This window comes from Priestia sp. GS2, from assembly GCF_036409025.1.
Classification (GTDB): Bacteria; Bacillota; Bacilli; order Bacillales; family Bacillaceae_H; genus Priestia; species Priestia aryabhattai_A.
Genome location: NZ_JAZGJX010000001.1, coordinates 677893 through 702222, shown reverse-complemented (window position 1 = coordinate 702222; position 24330 = coordinate 677893). Strand labels below are relative to the sequence as shown.

Genomic DNA, 24330 nt, shown 5'->3' with positions numbered 1-24330 from the left:
CGACAGATTATTTCCTTCTTCCCAAAAGGCATAAAAAACAGGATGCTACTCAACCATTCTTGTTACTTTAATAATATTCGGTAACCCTTGTAGCTCTTCAATTACTTCATCTTCAATGTTTGTATCCATTTCAATGGCCATTAATGCTACCTGTCCTTTTTCTTTTCGAGATACTTCCATATGACCAATATTAATGGAATGCTTCATTAATATATTCGTCACGGTTGCAATCGCTCCAAACCGATCGTTGTGTACAACAAGAATAGCAGGGTTCATCCCTGATAAATTCAGCTCAAATCCATTTAATTCAGTGATTTGAATTTTACCGCCACCAATTGATATACCCACAACTTCAATTTCTTTATCTCCATCAATCATGCGCACACGCGCTGTGTTTGGATGATCAGTAATGGCTGTTTCTTCAATGAACGTCACTTCCATCCCAGCTTGTTTAGCTAATGTAAGAGACTCAGGAATTCGAGGGTCAAACGTATCAAAATCTAATACCCCTCCGATAATCGCTACATCTGTACCATGGCCTTTATACGTCTGAGCAAAAGATCCATAAAGTGAGACAATGACTTTTTCTGGTTGCTTGCCAAACAGCGTTCTTGCTACTCTACCAATACGCGCAGCACCTGCTGTATGTGAACTTGATGGACCAATCATGATTGGTCCAATAATATCAAATACGGATTTATATTTCATGGTTACTCTCCCCCTGTAAAAAGGATATTAAACTTTGATGTTATCGCTATCATCTTATATGTTACTTGAGGTTTTCTATTTTTGGAACCCTAGAAATCCGTTATAATAAAGTTTTAAAATTCGAAATAATAAGCTAACATTTTTCTCTTTAGTTCATAATAAAAAAGCTGACTCTTTATTGAGTCAGCTTTTTTATTATGCCGCTTCTTTTGTTTCTTGTTCAAGCTCTGCAACTGTTTTGATGTTAAAGTTTTTAAACACAATCGAACCAATGTATCCAATAACCGCTCCACCAATTGCACATAGCCCTGCGCAGATTGTTACTTTTATTGGATCATTAAAGCCATACATTACCGCTAGACCTGCAATTGGAGTAGCTGTTCCTGTTGCATCGTTTACTAATCCAAATAAAGAAACAATAACACCAGCTACTGCTCCACCAACAAAATTCGTTGCGTAAATTGGAATAGGATTAGCCGATATTATATTAGCTTGCGTTAACGGCTCCACAGCTACCGAAATTGTGGTACGGCGATCTCCAAATTTTAAACGATCAAACAATACATAGTTCATAAATGACGAGCCGAAAACCGCTAGTGCTCCAATGGCCATTGGAAGACCCGTTAAACCAAGCATGGCTGTTAGAGCCATTGAGCTTAGAGGAGCTGTAGCTACAACCGTAATAACGCCACCTAGTATAATCCCCATTAGAATTGGGTTAGCATTTGCTGTTTCCCTAATAATGGAACCAATGTTTAGTAGTGTCGCATCCACTACGGGAGATATGCCTGTTGCAATTAAGCGCGTTAACGGCGCAATAATTAAAATTGCTCCTAATAAATCTAGACCCGCAGGTGCTTTTTTCTCTACTGCTTTCATAACAAAAGCCATGATATAACCTGCAAAGAAGCCTGGTAACAAACCTAAACCTGAACAGACAACTCCCATCATTAATGCATAAACAGGAGATACCCCTAGGGCTAATGCTACTAACGCAGCGGCAGCAACGCCACCCATACCACCAGCCGCTTCCCCTACTTCACCTAAAAATTTGATGTTTAATAAATCGCCACCGACATACAGTTGAAATGCTTCAACGAGAAACGCCGCAACGGCACCGCCTGCTAAAGCTCCCATAGCTTTCATCCCATACGGTGCTTTGTTACTGAAAAGCCAAAATAAAAATAAGACCAATAAAAGCAGTGCCGTACCTTTCAAAATCTCCATTGTAAATTCCCCCTATGCTGCATTCATCTTTACTTAAGTATTTACTTTAAAGTAACGCACGATGTACGTCACTTTAAAAATTATCACAATATAGTGAGCTTTTCAACCGAAATAACCTTTTACACGAACAAAAACAAACAAAAAGAATAAAACGTTCGTATTCTGTAAATTCTGACACTTTATACCCAATAAAAAAATGCAGGTTAGCTAAAAAAACTAACCTGCATTTTTATTATTCGATCGCAAAAATATACGAGTATAATGGTTGCCCACCTTTATGAACTTCCACTTCAACATCTTCAAATTGACTTTCGGCAAATGATACTAACTCATCCATTTCTTCATCAGCAACATCTTCGCCTTGCAAGATTGTAATGATTTCTGAGTCTTCATCAACCATATGCTGCAGTAACTTTTTAGCAACTTCAAGCTTTTCTGTATCCTTTACAACAATTTGCTTTTCAGCAATTCCCATAAAGTCACCTTTTGCAAGCTCTAGGCCATCAATATTTGTATCACGTACAGCATACGTGATTTGACCCGTTTTCACATGACTAAGTGCTTCCGTCATCGCTTCTTCATTCGTATTTAAATCGGATTGAGGATTAAACGATAGAAGCGCTGTCATTCCTTGTGGAACGGTTTTAGAAGGAACAACAGCAACGTGGTCTCCTACTACAGACGCAGCTTGGTTTGCAGCCATCACAATATTCCCATTATTAGGAAGAATGATGACTTTTTCAGCATGTGTTTCTTCAATTGCTTTGACAATATCTTCTGTACTTGGATTCATCGTTTGGCCACCTTCAATTACAACAGTGGCTCCAATACTTTTAAACAGCTCTGCAATACCGCTTCCCATTGAGACTGTCACAATACCGTATGGTTTCTTCTCAGCCTTTACAGGAGCAGGAGCTTCTTTCGAAACAATTTCGCTATGCTGTTCACGCATGTTTTCAATTTTCATTTTTATTAAGCTACCATAGCGCTGACCATAGTTTAATACTTCACCCGGATGCTCAGCATGGATATGCACCTTTACGACTTCATCATCAGACACAACTAATAAAGAATCGCCCCATTTACTCAGATCCTGACGAAATGTTTCTTCTGAGAATGCATGCTTTTCCATTTTGTCTGCTTCTAAACGAACCATAAATTCTGTGCAATATCCAAATTCGATATCTTCAGTGTTCATATGACTTTGAGCGTGCTTATGGTGTTCAGCGTTTACAAGCTCATTCATTGACGGGATTGCCAAAGGTACGCCGGGAAGCTTTTCACCTTTTAACTCGGCTAGAAACCCTTCATAGATTAACACTAGACCTTGTCCACCGCTATCTACAACGCCTACTTCTTTTAAAACAGGAAGCAATTCTGGAGTGCGATCAAGAGATGCTTTTGATGCTTTTAGCACTTCTTCCATAAACGGAATCATTTCTGGCTGCTTTTCAGCTACTTCAACGGCCTTTTTAGCCGTATCTTTTGCAACCGTTAAGATTGTACCTTCAATAGGCTTCATAACAGCCTTGTAGGCTGTTTCAACACCCACCTCAAGCGCATGTGCAAAATCTACCGTTGTGATAAACTCTTTTTGTTCAATCGCTTTGCCAAAACCTCTGAAAAGCTGTGATAAGATAACACCTGAGTTACCACGTGCCCCCATTAATAGTCCTTTTGATAAAGCTTGTCCTACTTGACCAATATGATTTGATACATTTCTTTTTACTTCTTTAGCACCTGATGTGATTGACAGGTTCATGTTGGTACCTGTATCTCCATCTGGAACTGGAAAAACGTTTAGTGCATCTACATAGTCAGCATTATTTGACAGATGCTGTGCTCCTTGAAGCACCATTTCTGCAAAACGTTTTCCGTTCAATGTTGTCATTGACACGAATCTTCCTCCTTAATTACACGTTCGTTACACGAACACCCTGCACGTAAATATTTACTGAGTCAACCGTTAGACCAACTGTTTGTTCTAGCGTATATTTCACTTTAGTCTGTACGTTATGAGCAATTTCTGAGATTTTCGTTCCATAACTAACAATGATATACATATCAATATGTACTTCATCATTTTCTTGCCTTACGATAATACCGCGTGTAAAGTTTTCTTTACGAAGAATGTCAGTAAGACCATCTTTGATTTGATTCTTAGAAGCCATGCCGATAATTCCATAGCAGTCAATAGCTGCCCCTCCAGCAATCGTTGCAATTACGTCTGTGGAGATATCAATTTGACCGTACTTAGTTTTCATTTCGATGGACATACTTTTTCCCCTTTCTATACATAGGCTAATAAATATTTTACTATAATCAATCTCTTTTTAAAAGAACATTCCCTAATTACCCAAATTTAACTCTCTTTATTATTGAACATACATTCAATTTATATGTCAAGGAAAATTTCTTGAAAGCTTTTGTTGAGAAGTATTGCATTATAAAGAATGCTGTGATAAATTAATATAGTATTTCTCAAGAAGCAGAATTGAGTAGTTTTTTTGTGTTAGGAGGGAAAACTATGGCACGCAAATGTGTAATCACTGGCAGAAAAGCTCGTTCAGGTAATGCACGTTCTCACGCTATGAACGCTACAAAGCGTAAATGGGGTGCTAACGTTCAAAAAGTACGTATCCTTGTGGACGGTAAACCAAAACGTGTATACGTATCAGCTAGAGCCCTTAAATCAGGTAAAGTTGAACGCGTTTAATTTTCGATAACGAAAAAGCACCATGTATATGGTGCTTCTTTTATTATCTCGCCTTTTAATCTTTTTTAAATGAATTTAACATGACCTTTACAATACCGCCTAAAAACTTTGGAAGTTTAATCGTATAAAATTTCATACTACTCCTCCTCACCATTTCCACCATTCATCTACTTTTAATGGCCTACTTTCACCCATTCTTCCATCAACATTATTAAAGTGTTTCATAAGCAATCTGCATCATTGCTTCTTATCATCATTAATATGCCTGTAGTAAATGAAAAAGTACCTCTTTGTGTAAGAAGTTCGTTACTTATACATAAAGTAGAGCCAAGTTCTACATAGTGGTTTGTTAAGGGATACTTAAAGCCTGTTAGCGTAAGGTTTTCCACACCTCCAGCATAGGGAATAAACGAGACGTATTTTGCATGAATTCTTTCTTCAATCTCATGCGTTCCAGGCGAAAACAATTGGATGCTGTTTTGCTTGTCAACTAGCTCTACTTTTACGTTTTCTTGCAGGCTTTTATACAGAAGTTGAACAGCTCCGAACATATGATCAATCCTGCCGCCTGTGGCTCCGAAGATCCGAACGTATGCAGGCTTTTTCGATACAGCCCACTCAACTGCAAGTTCTAAATCCGTTGCGTCTTTTTCAGACGGATAAATATGTAAATCTCCAAGCCTATCCTGAATAACCTTCAGCTGCTCCGCGTTGATAGAGTCAAAGTCTCCAAACGCTTCATCAGGAATAATTCCCTGTTCAAGCAGAGTGAACACACCGCGATCTACACCTATCCACTTATCGCATGCCTTCCACTTGTGAAGTTCCGGCACATAGTTATCTGGACCACCTGCCAAAATATGAATAATAATAATAAGCCACCCTTTCTCTTTACGAACTATTTAAAAAAGTTGCCAAGGAAAAACAGATTTCACTTTTCCTTTGACAACTTTTATCTACTAATTATATAGTTGAGCGAATTCGATCAATTGCAGCTGCGCGGTCTTCTTGATCATAAATCGCTGAGCCAGCTACTAAAACGTTTGCCCCAGCTTCTACGCATTTTTTTGCTGTTTCTTCGTTTACTCCACCATCTACTTCTACTTCTATAGATAGCTGACGAATCTCAATAAGCTGAGATATTTGTTCAATTTTTGGTAGTACGCTATTAATAAACTTTTGGCCTCCAAAACCTGGATTAACCGTCATTAATAAAATTAAGTCGATGTCTTCCAAAACATGTTTTACAACATCGATTGGCGTAGCTGGATTTAACGCAATTCCAACTTTCATTCCATGTTCTTTAATTAATTGAATCGTACGGTGTAAATGTGTACATGCTTCCGCATGCACAGTTAAAATATCAGCACCTGCTTTTGCAAACATTGGAATGTACGCATCAGGGTTATCAATCATTAAGTGTACATCTAGCGGAAGAGATGTAATTGGACGAATTGCTTCTACAATTAAAGGACCAATTGTAATGTTAGGAACAAAATGGCCATCCATTACATCTACATGAATATAATCAGCTCCACCAGCTTCTACTTCACGAATTTCTTCTCCTAATTTAGAAAAATTAGCTGATAAGATGGAAGGTGCAATTTTTGTCATGTTTAATACCTCGGCTTTCTTTGCTTGATTTCTTCAATAAACTGCAAATAATGCTCATAACGGTACGCTGGAATTGATTGATTCTCTACCGCTTTCTTAACTGCACACTTTGGTTCTTTCACGTGCAGACATCCTCTAAACTTACAGTCTTCACTTAAGCGAGACATTTCTGGAAAGCAGTGAGAAAGTTCTTCTACCTCTAAAGTTAGAAACTCCAAGGAGCTAAAGCCCGGTGTATCTGCTACAAGTCCGTCACCAAATGATATAAGCTCCACATGTCTGGTTGTATGCTTTCCTCGTCCTAATGATGTTGAGATATCATTTGTCTTCAGCTCTAGTTCAGGCTTTAAAACGTTTAGCAACGAAGATTTACCAACTCCTGATTGTCCTGCAATAACCGTTATTTGATTTTCAAACAGCGGCTTAATTTCTGCAATCCCGTTTTCCGTTACGGTTGATGTTAAAATTACCTCATATCCTATTTTACGATAATCTTCGGCATATTGCTCAATTAATTGCTTTTGTTTCTCTGACAACAAGTCAACTTTTGAAATACAAATAACCGGTTGAATATCATTAGACTCTACCAAAGCTAAAAAGCGATCCAAAAGCACCGTACTAAAATCAGGCTCGATAGCTGAAAATACTAACAACGCTTGATCAACGTTTGAGATTGGGGGTCGAACTAACTCATTTTTACGTTCTTTAATTTCAAGTATATACCCTTCAAGCTCATTATCAGCTTGAAACACTACTTCATCGCCTACTAAAGGAGTGACTTTTTTCTTTCGAAATACTCCTCTTCCGCGACACTGGGTTACTTGTCCATCATGAAGAACATAATAAAATCCACTTAAGGATTTAATAATTCTTCCTTCTGGCATAACCTCACTCCTATCATTCTTCTGGATATTCTACAGCTTTTTCTTCAATTACTTGACCATCTCGAACTACTTTGTATTTAGCTTGCTCGCCTTTTTTCACTAATACATCGAATGATTCAGTAACCGTTTCTGTGATAGTTAATTCTTTAATAGGTACAGACATTGTATTATCTGCATCTTCTACGTAAATTTCTACTTTTTGCTCAGCCTTTTCTCCTGTGCTACTCTTGTCCTCATATGGAATCGTCACCTGTACATTGACGGTTTGAGGGGGTACTTCTTCCTTTCCTAAGGAAACTTTAAACGTTAGTTTATCACCTTTTTTAATAACAGAGCCCGCTTTTGGTGTTTGAGAAATAACCAAACCTTTTTCAACAGTATCAGAATATTCGCTTTCTACTGCAATTTCAAATTCTTCTTCTGCTACATAATCTCGAAGGCTTTTTTCCGTCCATCCTGAAAAATCCTTAACTTTAATTTCTGGAGGGCCTTTGCTTATCCATAACGTTACGGCCGTACTTTCTGGAACAACTTCTTCGCCTTCTTTTGGACTTTGATCTAGTATTGTTCCTTTAGGCTCCTCACTATCAATTTCAATTGTTCGTACTTCACGATATTTCTGACTTTCAAGCAGCTTTTGAACTTCACTTACATCTCGTCCATTAAAGCGGTCAAATGCTACTTTTGCTTTTCCAGTACTTCGATAGATAATAACACCTGTACCTTCTTTTACAACATTTCCCGCTTTAGGCGATGTTTTAACAACATCTCCTTCTTCTACTTCATCATCAGATATATCTTTTGGATCTTTGACATTAAACCCTAACGATACAAGTTCAGTAACGGCTGACTCATAGTCCTCATTATGTAAATCAGGAACCGTAACATCTTTAGGCAATAGTAAAGAAGGGATAAAAGTCACCGCAGCGACACTCGCTGCCGCTAACAATAAAAAAATAAGCGCGAGCGTTAAAATAACTTTACTTTTCTTTCTAGGCTTTTTCTTGGATTCTACTTCACTTTTATTTGTATTTGAAGGTTTACGAACAGGCGCCTTTTCCAATTCATGACCATATGGCTCATCTTTTATAATTGGAATAGCTTTTGTTACTTCATCATCATCTGGTACAATGAACTTTTGTTCATTATGTCGAGTAGGATGAATCGCAGAACGTAAATCTTCTTCAAATTCTTCTACCGTACTATAGCGATAAAACGGATCTTTTGTTGTTGCTTTTAATACAACGTTTTCTACGCTTTGTGGGATGGAAGGATTCCATTTTCTTGGTGATGGTGTTTCCGTTTGCAAGTGCTTTAATGCAATCGAAACAGCAGACTCTCCCGAGAATGGCACTCGACCAGTTAATAATTCAAACAAAACGACGCCTAATGAATAAATATCAGACTTTTTATTCGCTAGACCTCCTCTTGCTTGTTCTGGAGAGAGATAATGAACAGACCCTAATACAGAATTTGTATGTGTAATAGTTGTTGAGCTTAAAGCCACAGCAATTCCAAAGTCTGTTACTTTTGCCGTATCATCATGGTCAATTAAAATATTTTGTGGTTTAATATCTCGATGAATAATTCCATATTGATGAGCATGAGCAATTGCGGATGTGATTTGAGTCATAATATGTATCGCTTTCTCTAAAGATAGCGGTGACTCTTGTAAAATATATTGCTTTAAGGTCATTCCAGGAACATATTCCATTACAATGTAATAGATGTCCTCTTCTTCTCCAACATCATAAATACTCACAATATTTGGATGAGCAATACTTGTTGCAGATTGTGCCTCACGGTGGAAACGCTTAATAAAAGCATCGTCATTAGCAAAATCTAATCGCAGAACTTTAATTGCCACGTCGCGATCTAAAATCATATCACGTGCTAAATAAACGTTGGCCATGCCACCTCCACCAATGACATGTAGAATTTTATAACGGTCGTTTAGCCGTCTCCCGATTAGCAACGTTCTCACCCACTTTCAGATGTAAAGTCCACAATTGCTAGTGTAATATTATCTTCTCCACCTAATTCATTAGCCAATGTAATTAAGCGTGCACCTGTTTCGTTTAGAGACGTTCCAGGTTGTAAAATGTCTTGGAGCTTCTCTTCGCTTATTTTATTGGAAAGCCCATCTGAACACAATAATAATAAATCTGTTGATTCGATTTCAACAGTTTTTACATCAAGATCTACTTTTTCTTCCGTACCTAATGCACGTAATAAAATATTTTTACGAGGATGATGTTCCGCATCTTCTCGTGAAATTTGACCGTTTTTAACCAACTCATTGACAAGGGAATGGTCTTCTGTAATTTGCCTAAAACCATCTTCATTGAATAAATAGCCACGGCTATCTCCAATATTACCAATTGTACAAAATTCAGATGTGCAAATAGCTAGTACAATGGTTGTCCCCATTCCTTTACATTCCTCGTGTTCGCTTGCATGTTGATGTATAGCTTCATTTACATTCATTACTTGTTCACGTATCCAAGTAGTAGCATCGTTCGGTTCATTTATAGCTGGACTGCTCGTCCAGACATCTTGCAATTTTTGAACCGCCATCGCGCTGGCTACATCCCCAGCACGATGACCTCCCATACCATCTGCTACAATTGCAAGCACTTGGCCATGAGCGTTCAAAAATACCCCTCCGTTATCTTCATTGTGTTGACGTATTCTCCCTCGGTCTGTCATAAAGACAGTTTCCATACAATCACCTCGTCTCTTCTTTACGCTCCTTCGCACGCAATTGACCACAAGCTGCATCAATATCATGTCCCTGTTCACGGCGAATTGTTACGTTAACACCATGTTTTTTCAACGTATTTTCAAATTCAAAAATTTGTTCTCTCGGTGTGCGAACGTAGTCACGCTCTGGAACATAGTTTACAGGGATTAAATTTACGTGACATTTAATGTTTTTAATAAGCGCTGCTAACTCCTCAGCATGTTCCACCTGGTCATTTACTCCACCAAACAAACCATATTCAAAGCTGATACGACGACCTGTTTTGTCGGTATAGTATTTAATTGCTTCCATTAAGTCAGGTAGTTTGTAAGCACGGTTAATCGGCATTAACTTTGAACGAATGTCGTTGTTTGGTGCATGTAAGGAAATGGCAAAATTAATCTGCATTTGCTCATCAGCAAATTTATAGATTTTAGGGATAATTCCACTTGTTGATACCGTAATGTGACGAGCACCAATATTAAGGCCATTATCATGATTAATGATTTTTAAGAAGCCCATCATTTGGTCGTAGTTATCAAACGGTTCACCAATACCCATAATTACGACATGACTTACGCGTTCTCCTTGTTCATCAAGCGCTTTTTGTACTTTCACTACTTGAGCAACAATTTCACCAGCTTCTAAGTTACGCTTTAATCCGCCAAGAGTAGACGCGCAGAACGTACAGCCAATGCGACAGCCAACTTGTGTTGTTACACAAATTGAATTTCCGTACTCGTGTCGCATAAGTACTGTTTCAATTGTATAGCCATCGTGAAGTTCAAATAAAAATTTCATTGTTCCATCTGAAGAAGTTTGTTGAACAGCGGTTTTTAACGTAGTTAAAACAAAGGCCTCATTTAACTTATCACGGAGTCCTTTTGACAAATTCGACATATCGTCAAATTCAGTCACGCGCTTTACATATAGCCAGTCAAAAATTTGTTTCCCACGAAATTTTTTCTCTCCCTGAGATACTAACCATGCCTCTAACTCATGTAATTGTAATGAATAAATTGACGGCTTTTTATTTTCTACTTTTTTATCTTTGGCTCTTTTACTAATAGTTCCTTCCATTTTTACACCTTCTTTTGTAAACAGGCAATGTAAAACCCATCACTTTCTTCACTTGGAAGAAGTTGGATTTGACCGTGTTTAACGTTTTGTTTAATCTTTTCTGGCATACGTTCTGCCAAGGTAGAGTCTACCATAAATTCTGGGTGATTATCGAGAAATGCATCCACTACATCTCCATTCTCATCCCGATCAATCGTACATGTACTGTATACAAGCGTCCCACCTTTTTTTAATAGTGGAGCAACAGCTGATAAAATATCAAGCTGGATTTTTGACAATTGCTGAACGTCACGCTCGGTCTTAACATACTTTAAATCTGGTTTTCTTCGCATAACACCGAACCCTGAGCACGGAGCGTCGACTAAAATACGATCAAACGTTTCTTCTTCAAAGCGCTCTGCTACCTTACGACTATCTTGCACTGTTGGTGAAATATTCATAAGTTGCAAGCGTTCTGCCTGCTCAGAAATCAACTTGACTTTGTGATCATGAATATCTAAAGAAATGACTTGTCCCGTGTTGTTAAGCTTTTCACCGATATGAGTTGATTTCCCACCTGGTGCCGCACAGCTATCTAAAATCGTTTCTCCTTGCTCAGCACCAAGAGCATGAGCAACAAGCATTGAACTTTCGTCCTGTACAGTAAACATCCCATTTCTAAACGCATCTGTATATGCTGCATTTCCTCTTTGAACTTCTAGAGCTTCCTTAACAAGTCCACCACTTTCTACAGAAATACCTTCTTGTTCAAGCTGTGCAATCACTTCAGAAATAGTGAAACGCGCTGTGTTTACACGAAGCGTTTGCTTAGGGGACATTAGATTAGCTAAACAAATTTCACGCGTTTTGTCCAATCCATATTGTTCCACCCATCGCTTCACCAACCATAAAGGATGACTTGTTTCTATCGCTAAGCGCTCAATAGGATCTTTAATCTCTTCTACGCTTGGAACGCCATTTCGTTGTACATTACGCAAAACACCATTCACCATTGAAGCAATTCCTTTATGACCACGCTGCTTAGCAATTTCCACTGCTTCATGAATAACTGCGCGATCAGGAACACGGTCTAAGTACAACATTTGATAAAGAGACAAGCGAAGCAGTACTCTAACCCAAGGCTGTAGCTTTTTTGCTTTTGCTAAAAACGGAGCCAAGCCATAGTCTAGCGTATCTCTTCTTTGAATTGTACCATATACAATTTCTGTTAAGAGGCCGGCATCTTTCCCTTGAACACCGTACTTTTGAATACTTTTGTTTAACAACAAGTTACTGAAAGCTTGATTCTTTTCAATCGAAAGTAAAATATCAAGCGCAATATCACGAACGTTATATTTACTCATTATGAGCTCCTAACACAGCCCCTACTTCAATACCATTTCCGCGTAAAAACTGTGCGGCTTCCATTCTCTTTTTTCCAGATGGTTGAAGCTCTGTAATTTTAATTCCTGTACGGTTTCCTGTCGCCACGATAAACCCATCTTTTTCAAGCGATACTACCTTACCTGGCTCTCCTTCTGCCGCAACCTTTTCTCCCCACCAAACTTTCATCACTTGACCATTTAGCGTCGTATACGCCACTGGCCAAGGGTGAAGACCACGGATGTGATTATAAATTTCCTCACCGCTTCGCGTCCAATCAATTTTTTCTTGTTCGCGCTTTATGTTAAATGCAAATGTAGCTTCATCTTCGTTCTGCTTTATTGGTGTTAAATCACCTAATACGAGAGATGGAATAGTTTCAGATAATAATTTAGCTCCCGCTTCGCTTAGTTTATCGTGCAACGTTCCAACATGGTCTTTTTCTTCAATAGGCACTTCGACTTTCGTCAAGATATCACCGGCATCTAGCTTTTCAACCATATACATAATCGTTACGCCAGTTTTTGGCTTACCTTGTAAAATAGAATAATGAATTGGTGCTCCTCCTCTAAGCTCAGGAAGCAATGATGCATGAACATTAATACAGCCATATTTCGGCGCTTCTAGGATTGGTGTTGGTAAAATTTGTCCAAATGCTGCCGTTACAATTAATTCAGGGTTATACGCTAATACCTCACTATACGCTTCTTCTAAACGAATCTTTTCTGGCTGTAGCACTGGGATGCCGTGCTTTTGTGCTTCTACTTTTACTGGTGGTGGAGTCATAACTCTTTTTCTTCCTTTTGGACGATCAGGCTGCGTTACAACGGCCACTACTTCATATCCATCCTTAATTAAAGTCTGCAATACCGGTACAGAAAAATCCGGTGTTCCCATAAACACAACTTTCATTTTAAATTCCTACCCTTCTAGTTCTCCATCTTCATAGTAACGCGATACTTTCTCAGTAAAAAGCACCCCATGTAAGTGGTCAATTTCATGCTGAATGGCACGCGCTAAAAAACCCTTTGCTTCCATTACAAATACTTTCCCACGGCGATTATGTGCTCGTACTTTCACATAGTCAGCACGAGTTACGTCACCAAAAAGGCCCGGAAAACTTAAGCAGCCTTCAGGACCAGTTTGTTGACCACGTTTTTCAAGAATGACTGGATTAACCAATTCAATTTTGCCGTGTCGATCTCCTATATCAACCACTGCTACTTGCTGTAATACACCAACCTGTGGAGCAGCAAGTCCTACTCCATCTGCTTCCAGCATTAAATCATACATGCCATTCATTAACTTAGCTAATTTATTATCAAACACTGTGACAGGTTCACACTTTGTCTCTAATACTTCATTGGGGTGGTAAACTAGCTTTAATTTAGCCAAGCTACTCCCTCCTTCAACTCTTTCTATTTATATCCAAAACAGCAGTCATTTAACGTTTTCGTTGTCGATTTACATCATTGAATACGGGTGTAAATCAATCGTAATCGTTAGTTGTTCCTGCTGCATTTGATCTTGGTACTGGTTTACTATATATTTTAACGCTGGTATCATATTCGGTTCCAGCTTGTATTTTATCATGCATTGATATCGATATCTATCTTTTATCTTAGCAATCGGAGAGGTAACAGGCCCTAAAATAACGGCTTGCGGAGTGAGCTTTTGCCTTAAATACTGCGATATTTTCCCAGTTACAGACACCACTTTTGCCACGTTTTCATGTGAGACAGTTACCAACGCCAAATAAAAGAACGGCGGATAGCGATGAGCTTGTCTAAGCTTCATTTCTTCAAGATAAAAAGTATCATAGTCGTGCTGACTTGCTAATTGAATGCTGTAATGCTCAGGAGCATAGGTTTGAATTACAACTTCACCAGGCAGGTGGTGGCGTCCTGCTCTTCCGCTTACTTGTGTAAGGAGCTGAAACGTTTTTTCAGCCGCTCGAAAGTCCGGAAGGTTTAACATTGTATCTGCTGATAAAACTCCAACAAGCGTTACGTTTGGAAAATCTAAGCCTTTAGCAATCATTTGCGTACCTAATAAAATCTGTGCTTCTCCATCTCCAAACTTTGTTAGTAGTTTTTCGTGAGCTCCTTTGCGGCTTGTTGTATCAACATCCATTCGAATGACAGACGCTGCAGGCAACACTTTTCCCAGCTCTTCTTCCACCTTTTGCGTTCCTGATCCAAAAAAGCGAATATGGTCGCTTTCGCACTCTGGACAAGCCGTTTGAGTTGGCTCTTCATACCCACAGTAATGACATTTCATTCGGTTTTGGTAGCGGTGATATGTCAATGAAATTTCACAGTGAGGACACGAAGGAACATAACCGCAGTCACGGCACATAACAAAAGATGAGTGTCCTCTCTTATTTAAGAACAATACAATTTGTTCTCCTCTTTCAAGGCGCTCATGTATTTTTTCAAGAAGAAGCGTAGAGAACATTGACCGATTTCCGTCTCGGAGCTCTTCACGCATATCCACAATATCTACTTTTGGAAGAGCTGATTTATTCATCCGTTCACGCAGTGTTAAAAGTTTATAAACGCCTTTTTGAGCACGTGCAAATGACTCTAGCGTTGGGGTTGCACTCCCTAAAATCACTGGACAGTTGTGAAACTCTGCGCGTTTAATCGCCACATCGCGCGCATGATACCGAGGGTTTTCTTCTTGCTTATAGCTTGTTTCATGCTCTTCATCAATGATGATGATGCCCACATGTTGAAACGGAGCAAATATAGCTGATCTTGCTCCTACAACCACGGATACCTCTTTACGCTGAATTTTACGCCACTCATCGTATTTCTCACCGGCTGACAAACCACTATGCATCACGGCCACCTTCGAACCGAATCGTTCTTTAAACCTTTTGACCATTTGAGGCGTTAGTGATATTTCGGGAACAAGCATAATCGCTTCTTTCCCCTGTTTCAATACTTGGTCAATTGACTGCAAATACACTTCCGTTTTACCGCTTCCCGTTACACCATACATGAGAAAAACATCGTGTTCATCGTTCTCAATGTCACGTAGAATTGGTTTGATAGCAGCAGATTGTTCATCTGTTAACGGAAAAGGTTTTGATGGAACAAAATCGCGATTGGCATAAGGATCTCGATAAATCTCCATATCAACCTCGTAAAGCAAACCTTTTGACACTAATCCTTTAATAGGTGCTCCCGTTACGTTAAGTGCGGTCATAATGTCCTTTTGTGCTACCGCCTCTTCTTGCACCAACATAAATTCAAGGACTTGTTTTTGCTTTTCAGCTTGTTTAGGCAGCTCTTTCATAACCTGTTTCACACGTTCAGAAGGCTGAGCTAAGCGAAGAGCTTTCACAGTTTTTTTATTCCCTTTACTCTTGACTAGATATACAACTTCTAAGAGACCTTTTTGGATATCACGATAAAAACTATTTACAGCCTCTGATTTCTCAATATCGCTCCACATCACTTCAGACGTATGTTGAAAGTATGGCTGCACCTTTGAGTGAAGCTGTGAACTTTCTACTCCTGATTGAAGCATTATTTTTTTATCATATTTTGCTTTCATCGCAGCGGGTAACATTACTTGAAAAGCCGATATTTTAAAGCAAAGTGTTTTTTCAGTGAGCCAATGACCGAGCTCTAATAGTTCAGGCGTTAACACTGGTGTTAAATCAAGCAGCTCAGCGATTGGCTTCGTTCGCTTTACATCTGTTTCTACTTTAACGTCTACAACAAATCCCTGCACCTTGCGTGGGCCAAACGGAACGATTACTCGCATTCCTGGGACAAGAACCTCTCTCCACTGTTGAGGAATTGAGTAATCGAATACTCTGTCCGTTTGCTTTGCCGCTACATCAACAATTACGCTAGCAAAGTTCATTGTCGAACACTCGCTAGCAACTGCTTCACTTCTTCTAATAAAGCTTTGGCAACGGATGATTTAGACATGAGCGGAAGCTGCTTTTGCTCACCGTTTCGCTTATAAAATGTCACAATGTTCGTATCTGTTCCAAAGCCTGCGCCTTCACTTGTTACGTTATTAGCGACAATCATATCTAGATTTTTGCTCTCGAGCTTCTTTTGAGCATATAGGTCTACTTGTTCTGTTTCTGCTGCAAATCCAACAAGCACCTGATTATAATCTTTGTAATCTCCGAGCGTTTTCAAAATATCAGTAGTTCGCTCCAATTCTAGCACTGCCTCTCCAGGCTGCTTCTTCATCTTTTGTTGATGAACATTCTTTGGACGATAGTCAGCAACCGCCGCGGATTTAATGACAACATCCATATTTGTATAATGCTTCATCACCGCTTCAAACATCTGCTGTGCGCTCTCAACTTGCACTGTTTTAACATTAGCAGGAGGCGTAAGCTGCGTTGGACCAGATACTAACGTTACATTGGCTCCTTGCTTCGCTGCTTCTTCTGCTATAGCATAGCCCATTTTACCAGTAGAACGATTAGTAAAGAAACGCACAGGATCCACTCGCTCAACCGTTGGGCCTGCGGTAACCAAAACATTCGTACCTTTTAGCGCTTGAGGTGCCTTTTGGTCATGAAAGTAAGACTGTAGAAGGCTAACAATTGTTTCAGGTTCTTCTAACCTACCTTTTCCAACATAACCACATGCTAAATAACCCTCTCCAGGCTCAACAAACTGATAGCCAAATGAAGCTAATGTTTGCATGTTCTTTTTCACAGCTGGGTGATCATACATATGAACATTCATTGCTGGAGCAATCCAAACTGGAGCTGTGGCAGCAAGAAGAGTAGTTGAAATCATATCATCGGCAATTCCATTTGCTAATTTCCCTATCATATTAGCAGTGGCAGGTGCGACGAGAATTAAATCTGGCCAATCTGCTAAATCAATATGTGCAATAACAGCCGGATCTTTTTCATCAAATGTATCTGTGTATACAGGATTTCTTGAAAGTGCTTGAAATGTTAGCGGCGTAACAAACTCACGAGCAGAATCTGTCATGATGACTTTTACTTCAGCTCCTGCTTGCACTAACTTACTAGTTAGTGCTGATGCTTTATAAACAGCAATTCCACCACTAACACATAATAAAATTCGTTTTCCTTTCAACATCTTTACCCATACTCCCATCTTTTTATCTACTGAACAACCTTTACAATGTCCATATTATAACATGTTCAAGAATAGAAGTTGATTTTGATAAACCCTCTTTCTAACAGAAAAAAATAACAACCTACTGCGAATAGGTTGTTATTTTAACAATTATCTTTCTTCATTCTCGTCTTTTGAAGGTACGTGCGTATACGTAAGCTGTTCTGAGTTAATTTCTTCTAATGCACAACCTACTAATTTATGAGATACAGGTCTTTCGATTGGTGTATCATTATGCATTTGAAGTTGACGTGCGCGCTTTGCAGCTACTGTTACTAGTGTATATTTAGAATCTAAACGTTGCATTAATGAGTCAATTGACGGATAAAGCATTTATTCTACCTCCAACATTCTTTTATAGCGTGCTGATACACGGTCGCGGCGGCAATGTTCTGCCGTCACAATTGCTTGGATACGTGCACATGCATTTTCTACTTTGTCGTTCTCTACTACATAATCGTATGCATGCATAAGCTCAATCTCTTCTTTCGCTACGCGCATACGGTTGTTAATTAAATCTTCTGTTTCTGTACCGCGGTTTACAATACGACTCTTCAACTCTGATAAGCTTGGCGGTGCCAGAAAGATAAACAATCCTTCTGGAAATGCTTCTTTTACTTGAAGGGCACCTTGAACCTCAATTTCTAAAAAGACATCTTTCCCTGAAGCTAACGTTTCTTCAACGTAGTCAATAGGTGTACCGTAGTAATTACCTACGTACTCTGCCCATTCTAGAAGCTTTTTATTTTCAATCATGTGCTCAAATTCTTCGCGTTCTTTAAAGAAATAATCCACACCATCAACTTCGCCTTCACGTGGACGACGTGTTGTTGCTGAAATAGAGTACTGAAGTTTAATATCATCTTGTTCAAATAATGCTTTTCTTACCGTTCCTTTTCCAACACCAGATGGTCCTGAAAGAACGATTAATAAACCTCTTTCAATCATTGGTTTATACGCCCTACCCTTCTACTAATTCTTCTTTATTCACAAGCCTTTGTGCTACAGTTTCCGGTTGAACAGGAGCTAAAATAATATGATTACTGTCCATTACAATCACAGCTCGGGTTTTTCTTCCCTGCGTGGCATCAATTAAACTTCCGCGATCTTTTGCTTCCTGCACAATTCGTTTAATTGGCGCTGATTCCGGCTGAACGACAGAAATGATGCGATTAGAAGAAATAAAATTTCCAAACCCAACATTAACTAATTTACCGCTCATACAAAGCCCCCTACTGTATCCATATTGTGTCCGTCTATTCCGAAGGCTACTAGTAACTATTCAATATTTTGAACTTGTTCTTTCAAACGCTCTAGCTGCGTTTTCATATCGATGACACATTGAGCAATCTTACCACTGTTTGCTTTCGCTCCAATTGTATTCATTTCTCGATTTAACTCTTGTACAAGAAAGTCAAGCTTCCTTCCGATAACATCAGTTGTATCGATGGTTTGAAAGAACTGAGTAAGATGACTGTTAATACGCGTTAATTCTTCGTTAACATCAGCTTTTTCAGCAAAAATAGCCACTTCTGCTAGCACTCGCTGTTCATCGATTGTACCTTCAAGATAGTCAGTTAACCTTTTTCTCAAGCGATCTTCATATTGCTCACTAACAGTTGGTGCAAGCAATTCTACTTCTTCCCGAAGCTGCTGGATGTTTGTAAGGTGCTGAACTAAATCTTGATATAATTCTTGCCCCTCTTTTTCACGCATCGTTAGCAGCTGACACACTGCTTGTTCAACCGCTGTAAATACCAGCTGGTGAATTGATGTTTGGTCTACTTCTTCTTCAGAAGTCGTCATTACGTCAGGCATGTGTAGAATATCTTGAATTTCGACAGACTTGGAAAGCTCATGACGCTCGCTAATTTCTTGGAAAGCTTTCATATACTCACTTAACAGCTCCCAATCCGTTTGCAACGTCTTTTTAGCCAAACCTTCACCTGAAATTGTAACAAATACTTCTACTCTACCACGTTTTATGTATGTTTGAATGATTTTTTTTATTTTATCTTCAATTTCCATTAATTGCCTTGGCATTCGCACAGTAATTTCACAAAAGCGATGATTTACCGATTTCATTTCTACCGTTACCGCTTGAGCGTCATTATCTGCTCGTCCTCGGCCAAAACCTGTCATACTTCTTATCATTATCATCACATCCACTATGTACATCTTACAAAAAAAAAGGAATAAAAGAAAGTGTTACTCAAAAAAAGAGTAACAGCAACGTACTTCACTCTTTAAAAACTGGTGAAAGCAAACCGTATGCTTCCACCAGTGCTTTATTACTATATCATTAATTATGCTTTTTTTCTTGTTAAAAGTGAACCCGCTAGCAAAAATGTTGGAACACTCGCTAAACCTAAAATAATTAACCATTCCCTTGGCGCAATAGCCATGGTATGGAAGATTGGCTGTAAAGGTGGGTAATAAATAACAACTAGCATTAGCAAAATTGATGAAATAACCGCACCAACTAAGTAAAGATTCTCAAAAGGGTTCCGATCGAAAATGGATTTTTCACTTCGACAGTCAAATACGTGAATCAGTTGAGCCATAACAAGCGTGGCAAATGCTATCGTTTGAGCGTACTGTAAGTTATCAGGGTTATTATCATAGACAATAATAAACGCTGCAAGGGTCGCAATTCCAATTAAAAACCCTCTGCTCACTACCTTCCAACCCAATCCCCGTGCAAACACTCCTTCTTTTGGATGCCTTGGTCTGCGCTTCATTACATCATCTTCAGGTTGATCTAACCCCAATGCCATCGCAGGAAGGCCATCCGTCACTAAGTTGACCCATAGGATTTGGATAGGTACTAACGGCAGTGGCAAAGCTAGAATCATAGCAAACAGCATGACAAGTATTTCTCCTACATTAGAAGCTAGTAAGTATCGGATGAACTTTCGAATATTTTCATAAATGTTTCGTCCTTCTTTAATTGCTGATTTAATCGTTGCAAAGTTATCATCTAAAAGCACCAGTGCTGAAGCTTCTTTTGCAACGTCCGTTCCTGTAATCCCCATCGCTATACCAATATCTGCAGCTTTAATTGCAGGCGCATCGTTTACACCGTCACCCGTCATAGCTACCACGTGATCTTTTGCTTGTAGCGCCTTAACAATCTTTAGTTTATGCTCCGGCGATACCCGTGCATAAACATATACGTCATCTACCACATCTTCAAGTTCAGATTGAGACATCGAATTTAGCGTATGGCCCTCCAGCACTCGTCCTCCCTTTGGTAAGATCCCTAGCTGTTTGGCAATCGCTTCAGCGGTTATTACATGATCTCCTGTAATCATAACCGTTTTAATTCCAGCATCTCGGCATTCTTTTACAGCCTGCTTTACTTCAGGGCGGGGAGGATCAATCATCCCTTGAAGTCCTAAGAATACAAGCTCTTTTTCAGCTTCCTGTTCAGTAGTAATCGTTTCGTACGATTCAAGCGGACGATAGGCAACGGCAATTGTTCGAAGAGCTTTACTTGCTAGAGAATGGATAGCATTTTGCACCTCGTCACGACCGCTAACTGATAGGGACTGATGACGGTTTTCCCATACAATCGACTTACTGTTTGTTAGCAGTACATCCGGTGCACCTTTCGTTACCACATACCGCTTGTTATCTTTGCCTTCAATCACAACACTCATCATTTTACGAGTAGAGTCAAAAGGGAACTCTTCAATTACTTTAAAGTCTCCTTTTACATTTTGACGGGTAAAGTTTGCTTTCATTGCGGCTACGACTAAAGCGGCTTCTGTAGGATCACCATCAACTACATAATCTTTGTCTTTTTTCGTAACCGTTGTTTGGTTACATAATAAACCGAATAGCAACAGCTGCTGCAATGGTTTTTCTCGACTAACGTTCACATCTTTCCCCTCAACAGAAAAAGTTCCGCTTGGGTCATAGCCTGTTCCAGACAAGTTCCACGTTTTCCCACCTGACCATAAGTGAGTAACCGTCATTTTATTTTGAGTAAGTGTTCCCGTTTTATCTGAGCAAATAACAGATGCACAGCCCAGTGTTTCAACAGCTGGAAGCTTCCGAACAATAGATTTTTGTTTGATCATCCGCTGAACACCTAATGATAAAGCAACGGTTACGATAGCCGGCAATCCTTCTGGAATTGCGGCAACCGCTAGTGATACGCCCGCTAAAAACATCGTGTATAAATCATGCCCTTGTAAGACACCAATTCCAACTACAAGAATCGTTAATAAAAGCGCAACAATAATGAGAATTTTCCCAAGCTGTTCAAGCTTCCTCTGCAGGGGTGTGATAACGGCTTCTGCATTTTGCAACAAGTCAGCAATTTGCCCCATCGCCGTCTTCATGCCTGTCCCTACTACAACTCCAACACCGCTCCCACGCGTTACAAGAGTTCCCATAAACGCCATATTCTCTTGATCTCCAAGTGGAATTTCATTTCCTTCTAATACCCGTGTATACTTTGGAACAGGGACAGATTCACCTGTAAGCGCTGATTCTTCAATTTCTAAACTTTTGGCATCAATAAGACGAATATCAGCACCAATCCGATCACCGCTTCCGAACTTTACAATGTCTCCCACTACAAGTTCTCTTGAAAGGGTCTTTGACCATTTACCGTCTCGTAAAGCAAGTACCTGCGGCGCCGACAATTCCTTCAATGCATTCAGTGACTTTTCAGCACGACGTTCTTGGAAAAAACCAAGGAACCCATTAATCACGACAATTGCAATAATGGCAATTGCATCAATATACTCTCCTAATAAACCTGATATTAGCGTGGCTGCTAATAAAACCAAAACCATAAAATCCTTAAACTGTTCCAAGAATACGAGCAGCGCAGACTGCTTTTCACCTTCAGCAAGCTCATTAAAACCTTCTTGCTTCTGCCTCAATGCGATTTCTTTTGCGGTTAACCCATTTTCTTTATTTGTTTTTGTCACTTCTAATGTCGCTCGCTCACTCAGCTCATACCATTTCATCGCATTCCTTCACACCCTTTTGTTTGTAAATAAGTCACATAGATTGTTACAATCTTATATCGTATGCTTATTCAGACTCGTCCTAAAAAATGCTATACTTTTACGAAGGACTATTTTTGAAACATTAAAGGATGTGAACAACATGTCATTTGACGGAATCTTTACATACGGAATCTTACAAGAACTAGATAACGCATTAACATCCGGTCGAATTGCAAAAGTCTATCAACCATTTCCAAATGAACTAATTTTACAAGTTCGCGCTAAAGGGGAAAATCGAAAGTTATTTATTTCAACTCACCCCAATTATGCACGCGTTCACTTTACAAAAGAAACATACGAAAATCCAGCTGAACCGCCAATGTTTTGCATGCTTCTTCGTAAACATTTAGAGGGAAATATTATTGAGCGAATTTATCAGTTAGGGCTTGATCGTATTCTTATCATTGAAACAAAAGGGCGCAACGAAATTGGCGATGTAACATCTAAGCAGCTTATTATTGAAATTATGGGACGTCACAGTAACGTCATGCTTGTGGATAAAGAAACAAATGTCATTATCGATAGCATTAAGCACATCCCAATGGCCATGAATCGTCATCGCACACTACTGCCTGGTGCAACTTATGTACTTCCACCAAATCAGGAAAAGCTTGATCCATTTGAAGCAGATGAAGAGATGATTTTAAGAAGCTTAGACTTCAACAGCGGAAAGATTGGCAATCAACTTGTTCAAGCTTTTGCTGGGCTTTCACCTCTGCTTGCAAATGAAATCGTTTATCGCGCTGGTCTAGCTAACCAAACTACGTTACCCAAAGCGTTTATTAATACAATGAATGCTATTAAAGAGGGCGACATGCAGCCAACTCTCACTTCGGTACAAGGAAAAGATTACTTCCACCTTTTATCTCTTAGTCACTTACAAGGTGAAGAAAAGACGTTCCAAACTATTAGTGAACTTTTAGACCGCTTCTATTATGGAAAAGCAGAGCGCGATCGTGTTAAGCAACAAGCTCATGATTTACTTCAGTTCATGACAACTGAAAAAAAGAAAAATGAAAAGAAAATTAATAAGTTGCAGAGGACGCTACAGCAAGCTGAAAAAGCTGGTGAATACCAACTTGCAGGAGAGCTGCTAACGTCCCATTTACACCTTGTTAAAAAAGGGGATAAGACCGTTGACGTTATAAACTACTATGACGAAAACAGTGGGACACTAACAATCGAGCTTGATCCTCAAAAAACGCCTGCTCAAAATGCACAGAGCTACTTTACTAAATATCAAAAAGCAAAAAATTCAGTAGCGATTGTTCATGAGCAAATTGAAAAAGCTCAACAAGAAATTGTCTACTTTGAATCTTTACTACAGCAAATGGAGACGGCTTCTCACAAAGATATCGCTGAAATTCGAGAGGAGCTTGTGGAAGAAGGCTACCTACGCAATCGCCAACAAAAGAAAAGTAAAAAGCAAAAGAATTCAACTCCAACGCTTGAGCAATATAAAGCCAGTGACGGTACCATCATTTTAGTCGGCAAGAACAACAAACAAAACGAATATTTAACAAATAAGCTTGCAGCGAGAGATCATATTTGGTTCCATACAAAAGATATACCTGGATCTCACGTCGTTATTCGTAACGCTGAGCCAACAGAAGAAACCATTCTTGAAGCCGCTCATCTTGCTGCTTACTTTAGCAAGGCGAAAAATTCTAGCTCCGTACCAGTTGACTTTACAAAGATTCGCCATGTCAAAAAGCCAAGTGGTGCTAAACCTGGATTTGTTACTTACGATAATCAGCAAACAGTTTACGTAACGCCTAGTGAAGAACTTGTATTAAAATTAAGAGATTAATGCCAGCATAAAAAGCGTGTCCTTTAC

General features: G+C 39.3%; 23 protein-coding genes. 2 read left to right on the top strand and 21 right to left on the bottom strand.

Translation table 11 applies throughout. The features are described 5' to 3' along the window. Positions 1-45: 45 nt before the first annotated feature. The 4 genes from sdaAB to V2145_RS03630 all read right to left on the bottom strand — a co-directional run bounded on the left by sdaAB (position 46) and on the right by V2145_RS03630 (position 4211). A complete protein-coding gene (gene sdaAB / locus V2145_RS03645; RefSeq protein ID WP_094912617.1) occupies positions 46-708 on the bottom strand; it encodes an L-serine ammonia-lyase, iron-sulfur-dependent subunit beta in 663 nt (220 codons plus the stop codon). Positions 709-903: 195 nt separating this feature from the next. Then, positions 904-1935 (bottom strand): PTS sugar transporter subunit IIC, encoded by a 1032-nt coding sequence (locus V2145_RS03640; RefSeq protein ID WP_094910568.1) that lies wholly within the window; start codon positions 1933-1935, stop codon positions 904-906. Between the two features lie 232 nt (positions 1936-2167). Beyond that, complete coding sequence (locus V2145_RS03635) at positions 2168-3832, bottom strand: DAK2 domain-containing protein (protein ID WP_094910569.1); 1665 nt, start codon at positions 3830-3832, stop codon at positions 2168-2170. 16 nt (positions 3833-3848) lie between these two features. Beyond that, positions 3849-4211 (bottom strand): Asp23/Gls24 family envelope stress response protein, encoded by a 363-nt coding sequence (locus tag V2145_RS03630; RefSeq protein ID WP_025909028.1) that lies wholly within the window; start codon positions 4209-4211, stop codon positions 3849-3851. A 251-nt stretch (positions 4212-4462) separates the two neighbouring features. Between V2145_RS03630 and rpmB the strand changes: the two genes are divergently transcribed. Beyond that, complete coding sequence (gene rpmB / locus V2145_RS03625) at positions 4463-4651, top strand: 50S ribosomal protein L28 (protein WP_025909029.1); 189 nt, start codon at positions 4463-4465, stop codon at positions 4649-4651. 55 nt (positions 4652-4706) lie between these two features. Here the strand turns inward: rpmB and spoVM are convergent, their stop codons facing one another. The 17 genes from spoVM to V2145_RS03540 all read right to left on the bottom strand — a co-directional run bounded on the left by spoVM (position 4707) and on the right by V2145_RS03540 (position 22451). After that, on the bottom strand, positions 4707-4787 hold the full coding sequence (gene spoVM / locus V2145_RS03620) for a stage V sporulation protein SpoVM (protein ID WP_016765421.1): 81 nt from the start codon (positions 4785-4787) through the stop codon (positions 4707-4709). A gap of 85 nt (positions 4788-4872) precedes the next feature. After that, complete coding sequence (locus tag V2145_RS03615) at positions 4873-5526, bottom strand: thiamine diphosphokinase (RefSeq protein ID WP_330988120.1); 654 nt, start codon at positions 5524-5526, stop codon at positions 4873-4875. Between the two features lie 88 nt (positions 5527-5614). Further along, positions 5615-6265, bottom strand: a complete 651-nt coding sequence (rpe, locus tag V2145_RS03610; protein ID WP_094910571.1) for a ribulose-phosphate 3-epimerase — start codon at positions 6263-6265, stop codon at positions 5615-5617. 2 nt (positions 6266-6267) lie between these two features. Further along, positions 6268-7149: a ribosome small subunit-dependent GTPase A gene (rsgA, locus tag V2145_RS03605; RefSeq protein ID WP_094910572.1), complete on the bottom strand. Its 882-nt coding sequence runs from the start codon at positions 7147-7149 to the stop codon at positions 6268-6270. A 13-nt stretch (positions 7150-7162) separates the two neighbouring features. Further along, positions 7163-9124 (bottom strand): Stk1 family PASTA domain-containing Ser/Thr kinase, encoded by a 1962-nt coding sequence (pknB, locus tag V2145_RS03600; RefSeq protein ID WP_330987323.1) that lies wholly within the window; start codon positions 9122-9124, stop codon positions 7163-7165. A 5-nt stretch (positions 9125-9129) separates the two neighbouring features. Next, the gene (locus V2145_RS03595) at positions 9130-9873 is read right to left on the bottom strand and encodes a Stp1/IreP family PP2C-type Ser/Thr phosphatase (RefSeq protein WP_210609889.1); all 744 of its coding nucleotides are present in this window, start codon (positions 9871-9873) and stop codon (positions 9130-9132) included. Between the two features lie 4 nt (positions 9874-9877). After that, positions 9878-10972, bottom strand: a complete 1095-nt coding sequence (gene rlmN / locus V2145_RS03590; protein ID WP_094910575.1) for a 23S rRNA (adenine(2503)-C(2))-methyltransferase RlmN — start codon at positions 10970-10972, stop codon at positions 9878-9880. 2 nt (positions 10973-10974) lie between these two features. Next, positions 10975-12315, bottom strand: a complete 1341-nt coding sequence (rsmB, locus tag V2145_RS03585; protein ID WP_330987322.1) for a 16S rRNA (cytosine(967)-C(5))-methyltransferase RsmB — start codon at positions 12313-12315, stop codon at positions 10975-10977. After that, positions 12308-13246, bottom strand: a complete 939-nt coding sequence (fmt, locus tag V2145_RS03580; RefSeq protein ID WP_094910577.1) for a methionyl-tRNA formyltransferase — start codon at positions 13244-13246, stop codon at positions 12308-12310. Before fmt ends, rsmB begins: the two co-directional genes overlap by 8 nt. A 9-nt stretch (positions 13247-13255) precedes the next feature. After that, positions 13256-13729, bottom strand: a complete 474-nt coding sequence (gene def / locus V2145_RS03575; RefSeq protein ID WP_094910578.1) for a peptide deformylase — start codon at positions 13727-13729, stop codon at positions 13256-13258. Between the two features lie 69 nt (positions 13730-13798). Next, positions 13799-16213: a primosomal protein N' gene (gene priA, locus V2145_RS03570; RefSeq protein WP_131888214.1), complete on the bottom strand. Its 2415-nt coding sequence runs from the start codon at positions 16211-16213 to the stop codon at positions 13799-13801. Next, a complete protein-coding gene (gene coaBC, locus V2145_RS03565) occupies positions 16210-17427 on the bottom strand; it encodes a bifunctional phosphopantothenoylcysteine decarboxylase/phosphopantothenate--cysteine ligase CoaBC (RefSeq protein ID WP_131888215.1) in 1218 nt (405 codons plus the stop codon). The genes priA and coaBC overlap by 4 nt, the downstream gene beginning before the upstream one ends. A 150-nt stretch (positions 17428-17577) precedes the next feature. Next, positions 17578-17799: a DNA-directed RNA polymerase subunit omega gene (gene rpoZ / locus V2145_RS03560; protein ID WP_094910581.1), complete on the bottom strand. Its 222-nt coding sequence runs from the start codon at positions 17797-17799 to the stop codon at positions 17578-17580. After that, positions 17800-18414 (bottom strand): guanylate kinase, encoded by a 615-nt coding sequence (gmk, locus tag V2145_RS03555; protein WP_131888216.1) that lies wholly within the window; start codon positions 18412-18414, stop codon positions 17800-17802. A 13-nt stretch (positions 18415-18427) separates the two neighbouring features. Then, positions 18428-18688: a DUF370 domain-containing protein gene (locus V2145_RS03550; protein ID WP_094910583.1), complete on the bottom strand. Its 261-nt coding sequence runs from the start codon at positions 18686-18688 to the stop codon at positions 18428-18430. 56 nt (positions 18689-18744) lie between these two features. Further along, the gene (locus tag V2145_RS03545; RefSeq protein ID WP_094910584.1) at positions 18745-19620 is read right to left on the bottom strand and encodes a YicC/YloC family endoribonuclease; all 876 of its coding nucleotides are present in this window, start codon (positions 19618-19620) and stop codon (positions 18745-18747) included. A 152-nt stretch (positions 19621-19772) separates the two neighbouring features. Further along, entirely contained in the window at positions 19773-22451 is a 2679-nt protein-coding gene (locus tag V2145_RS03540) for a calcium-translocating P-type ATPase, SERCA-type (protein WP_330987321.1), read from the bottom strand. A 142-nt stretch (positions 22452-22593) separates the two neighbouring features. Here V2145_RS03540 and V2145_RS03535 point away from each other — a divergent pair, with 142 nt between their 5' ends. Continuing rightward, positions 22594-24303: an Rqc2 family fibronectin-binding protein gene (locus V2145_RS03535; protein WP_179289212.1), complete on the top strand. Its 1710-nt coding sequence runs from the start codon at positions 22594-22596 to the stop codon at positions 24301-24303. Positions 24304-24330: the final 27 nt, after the last annotated feature.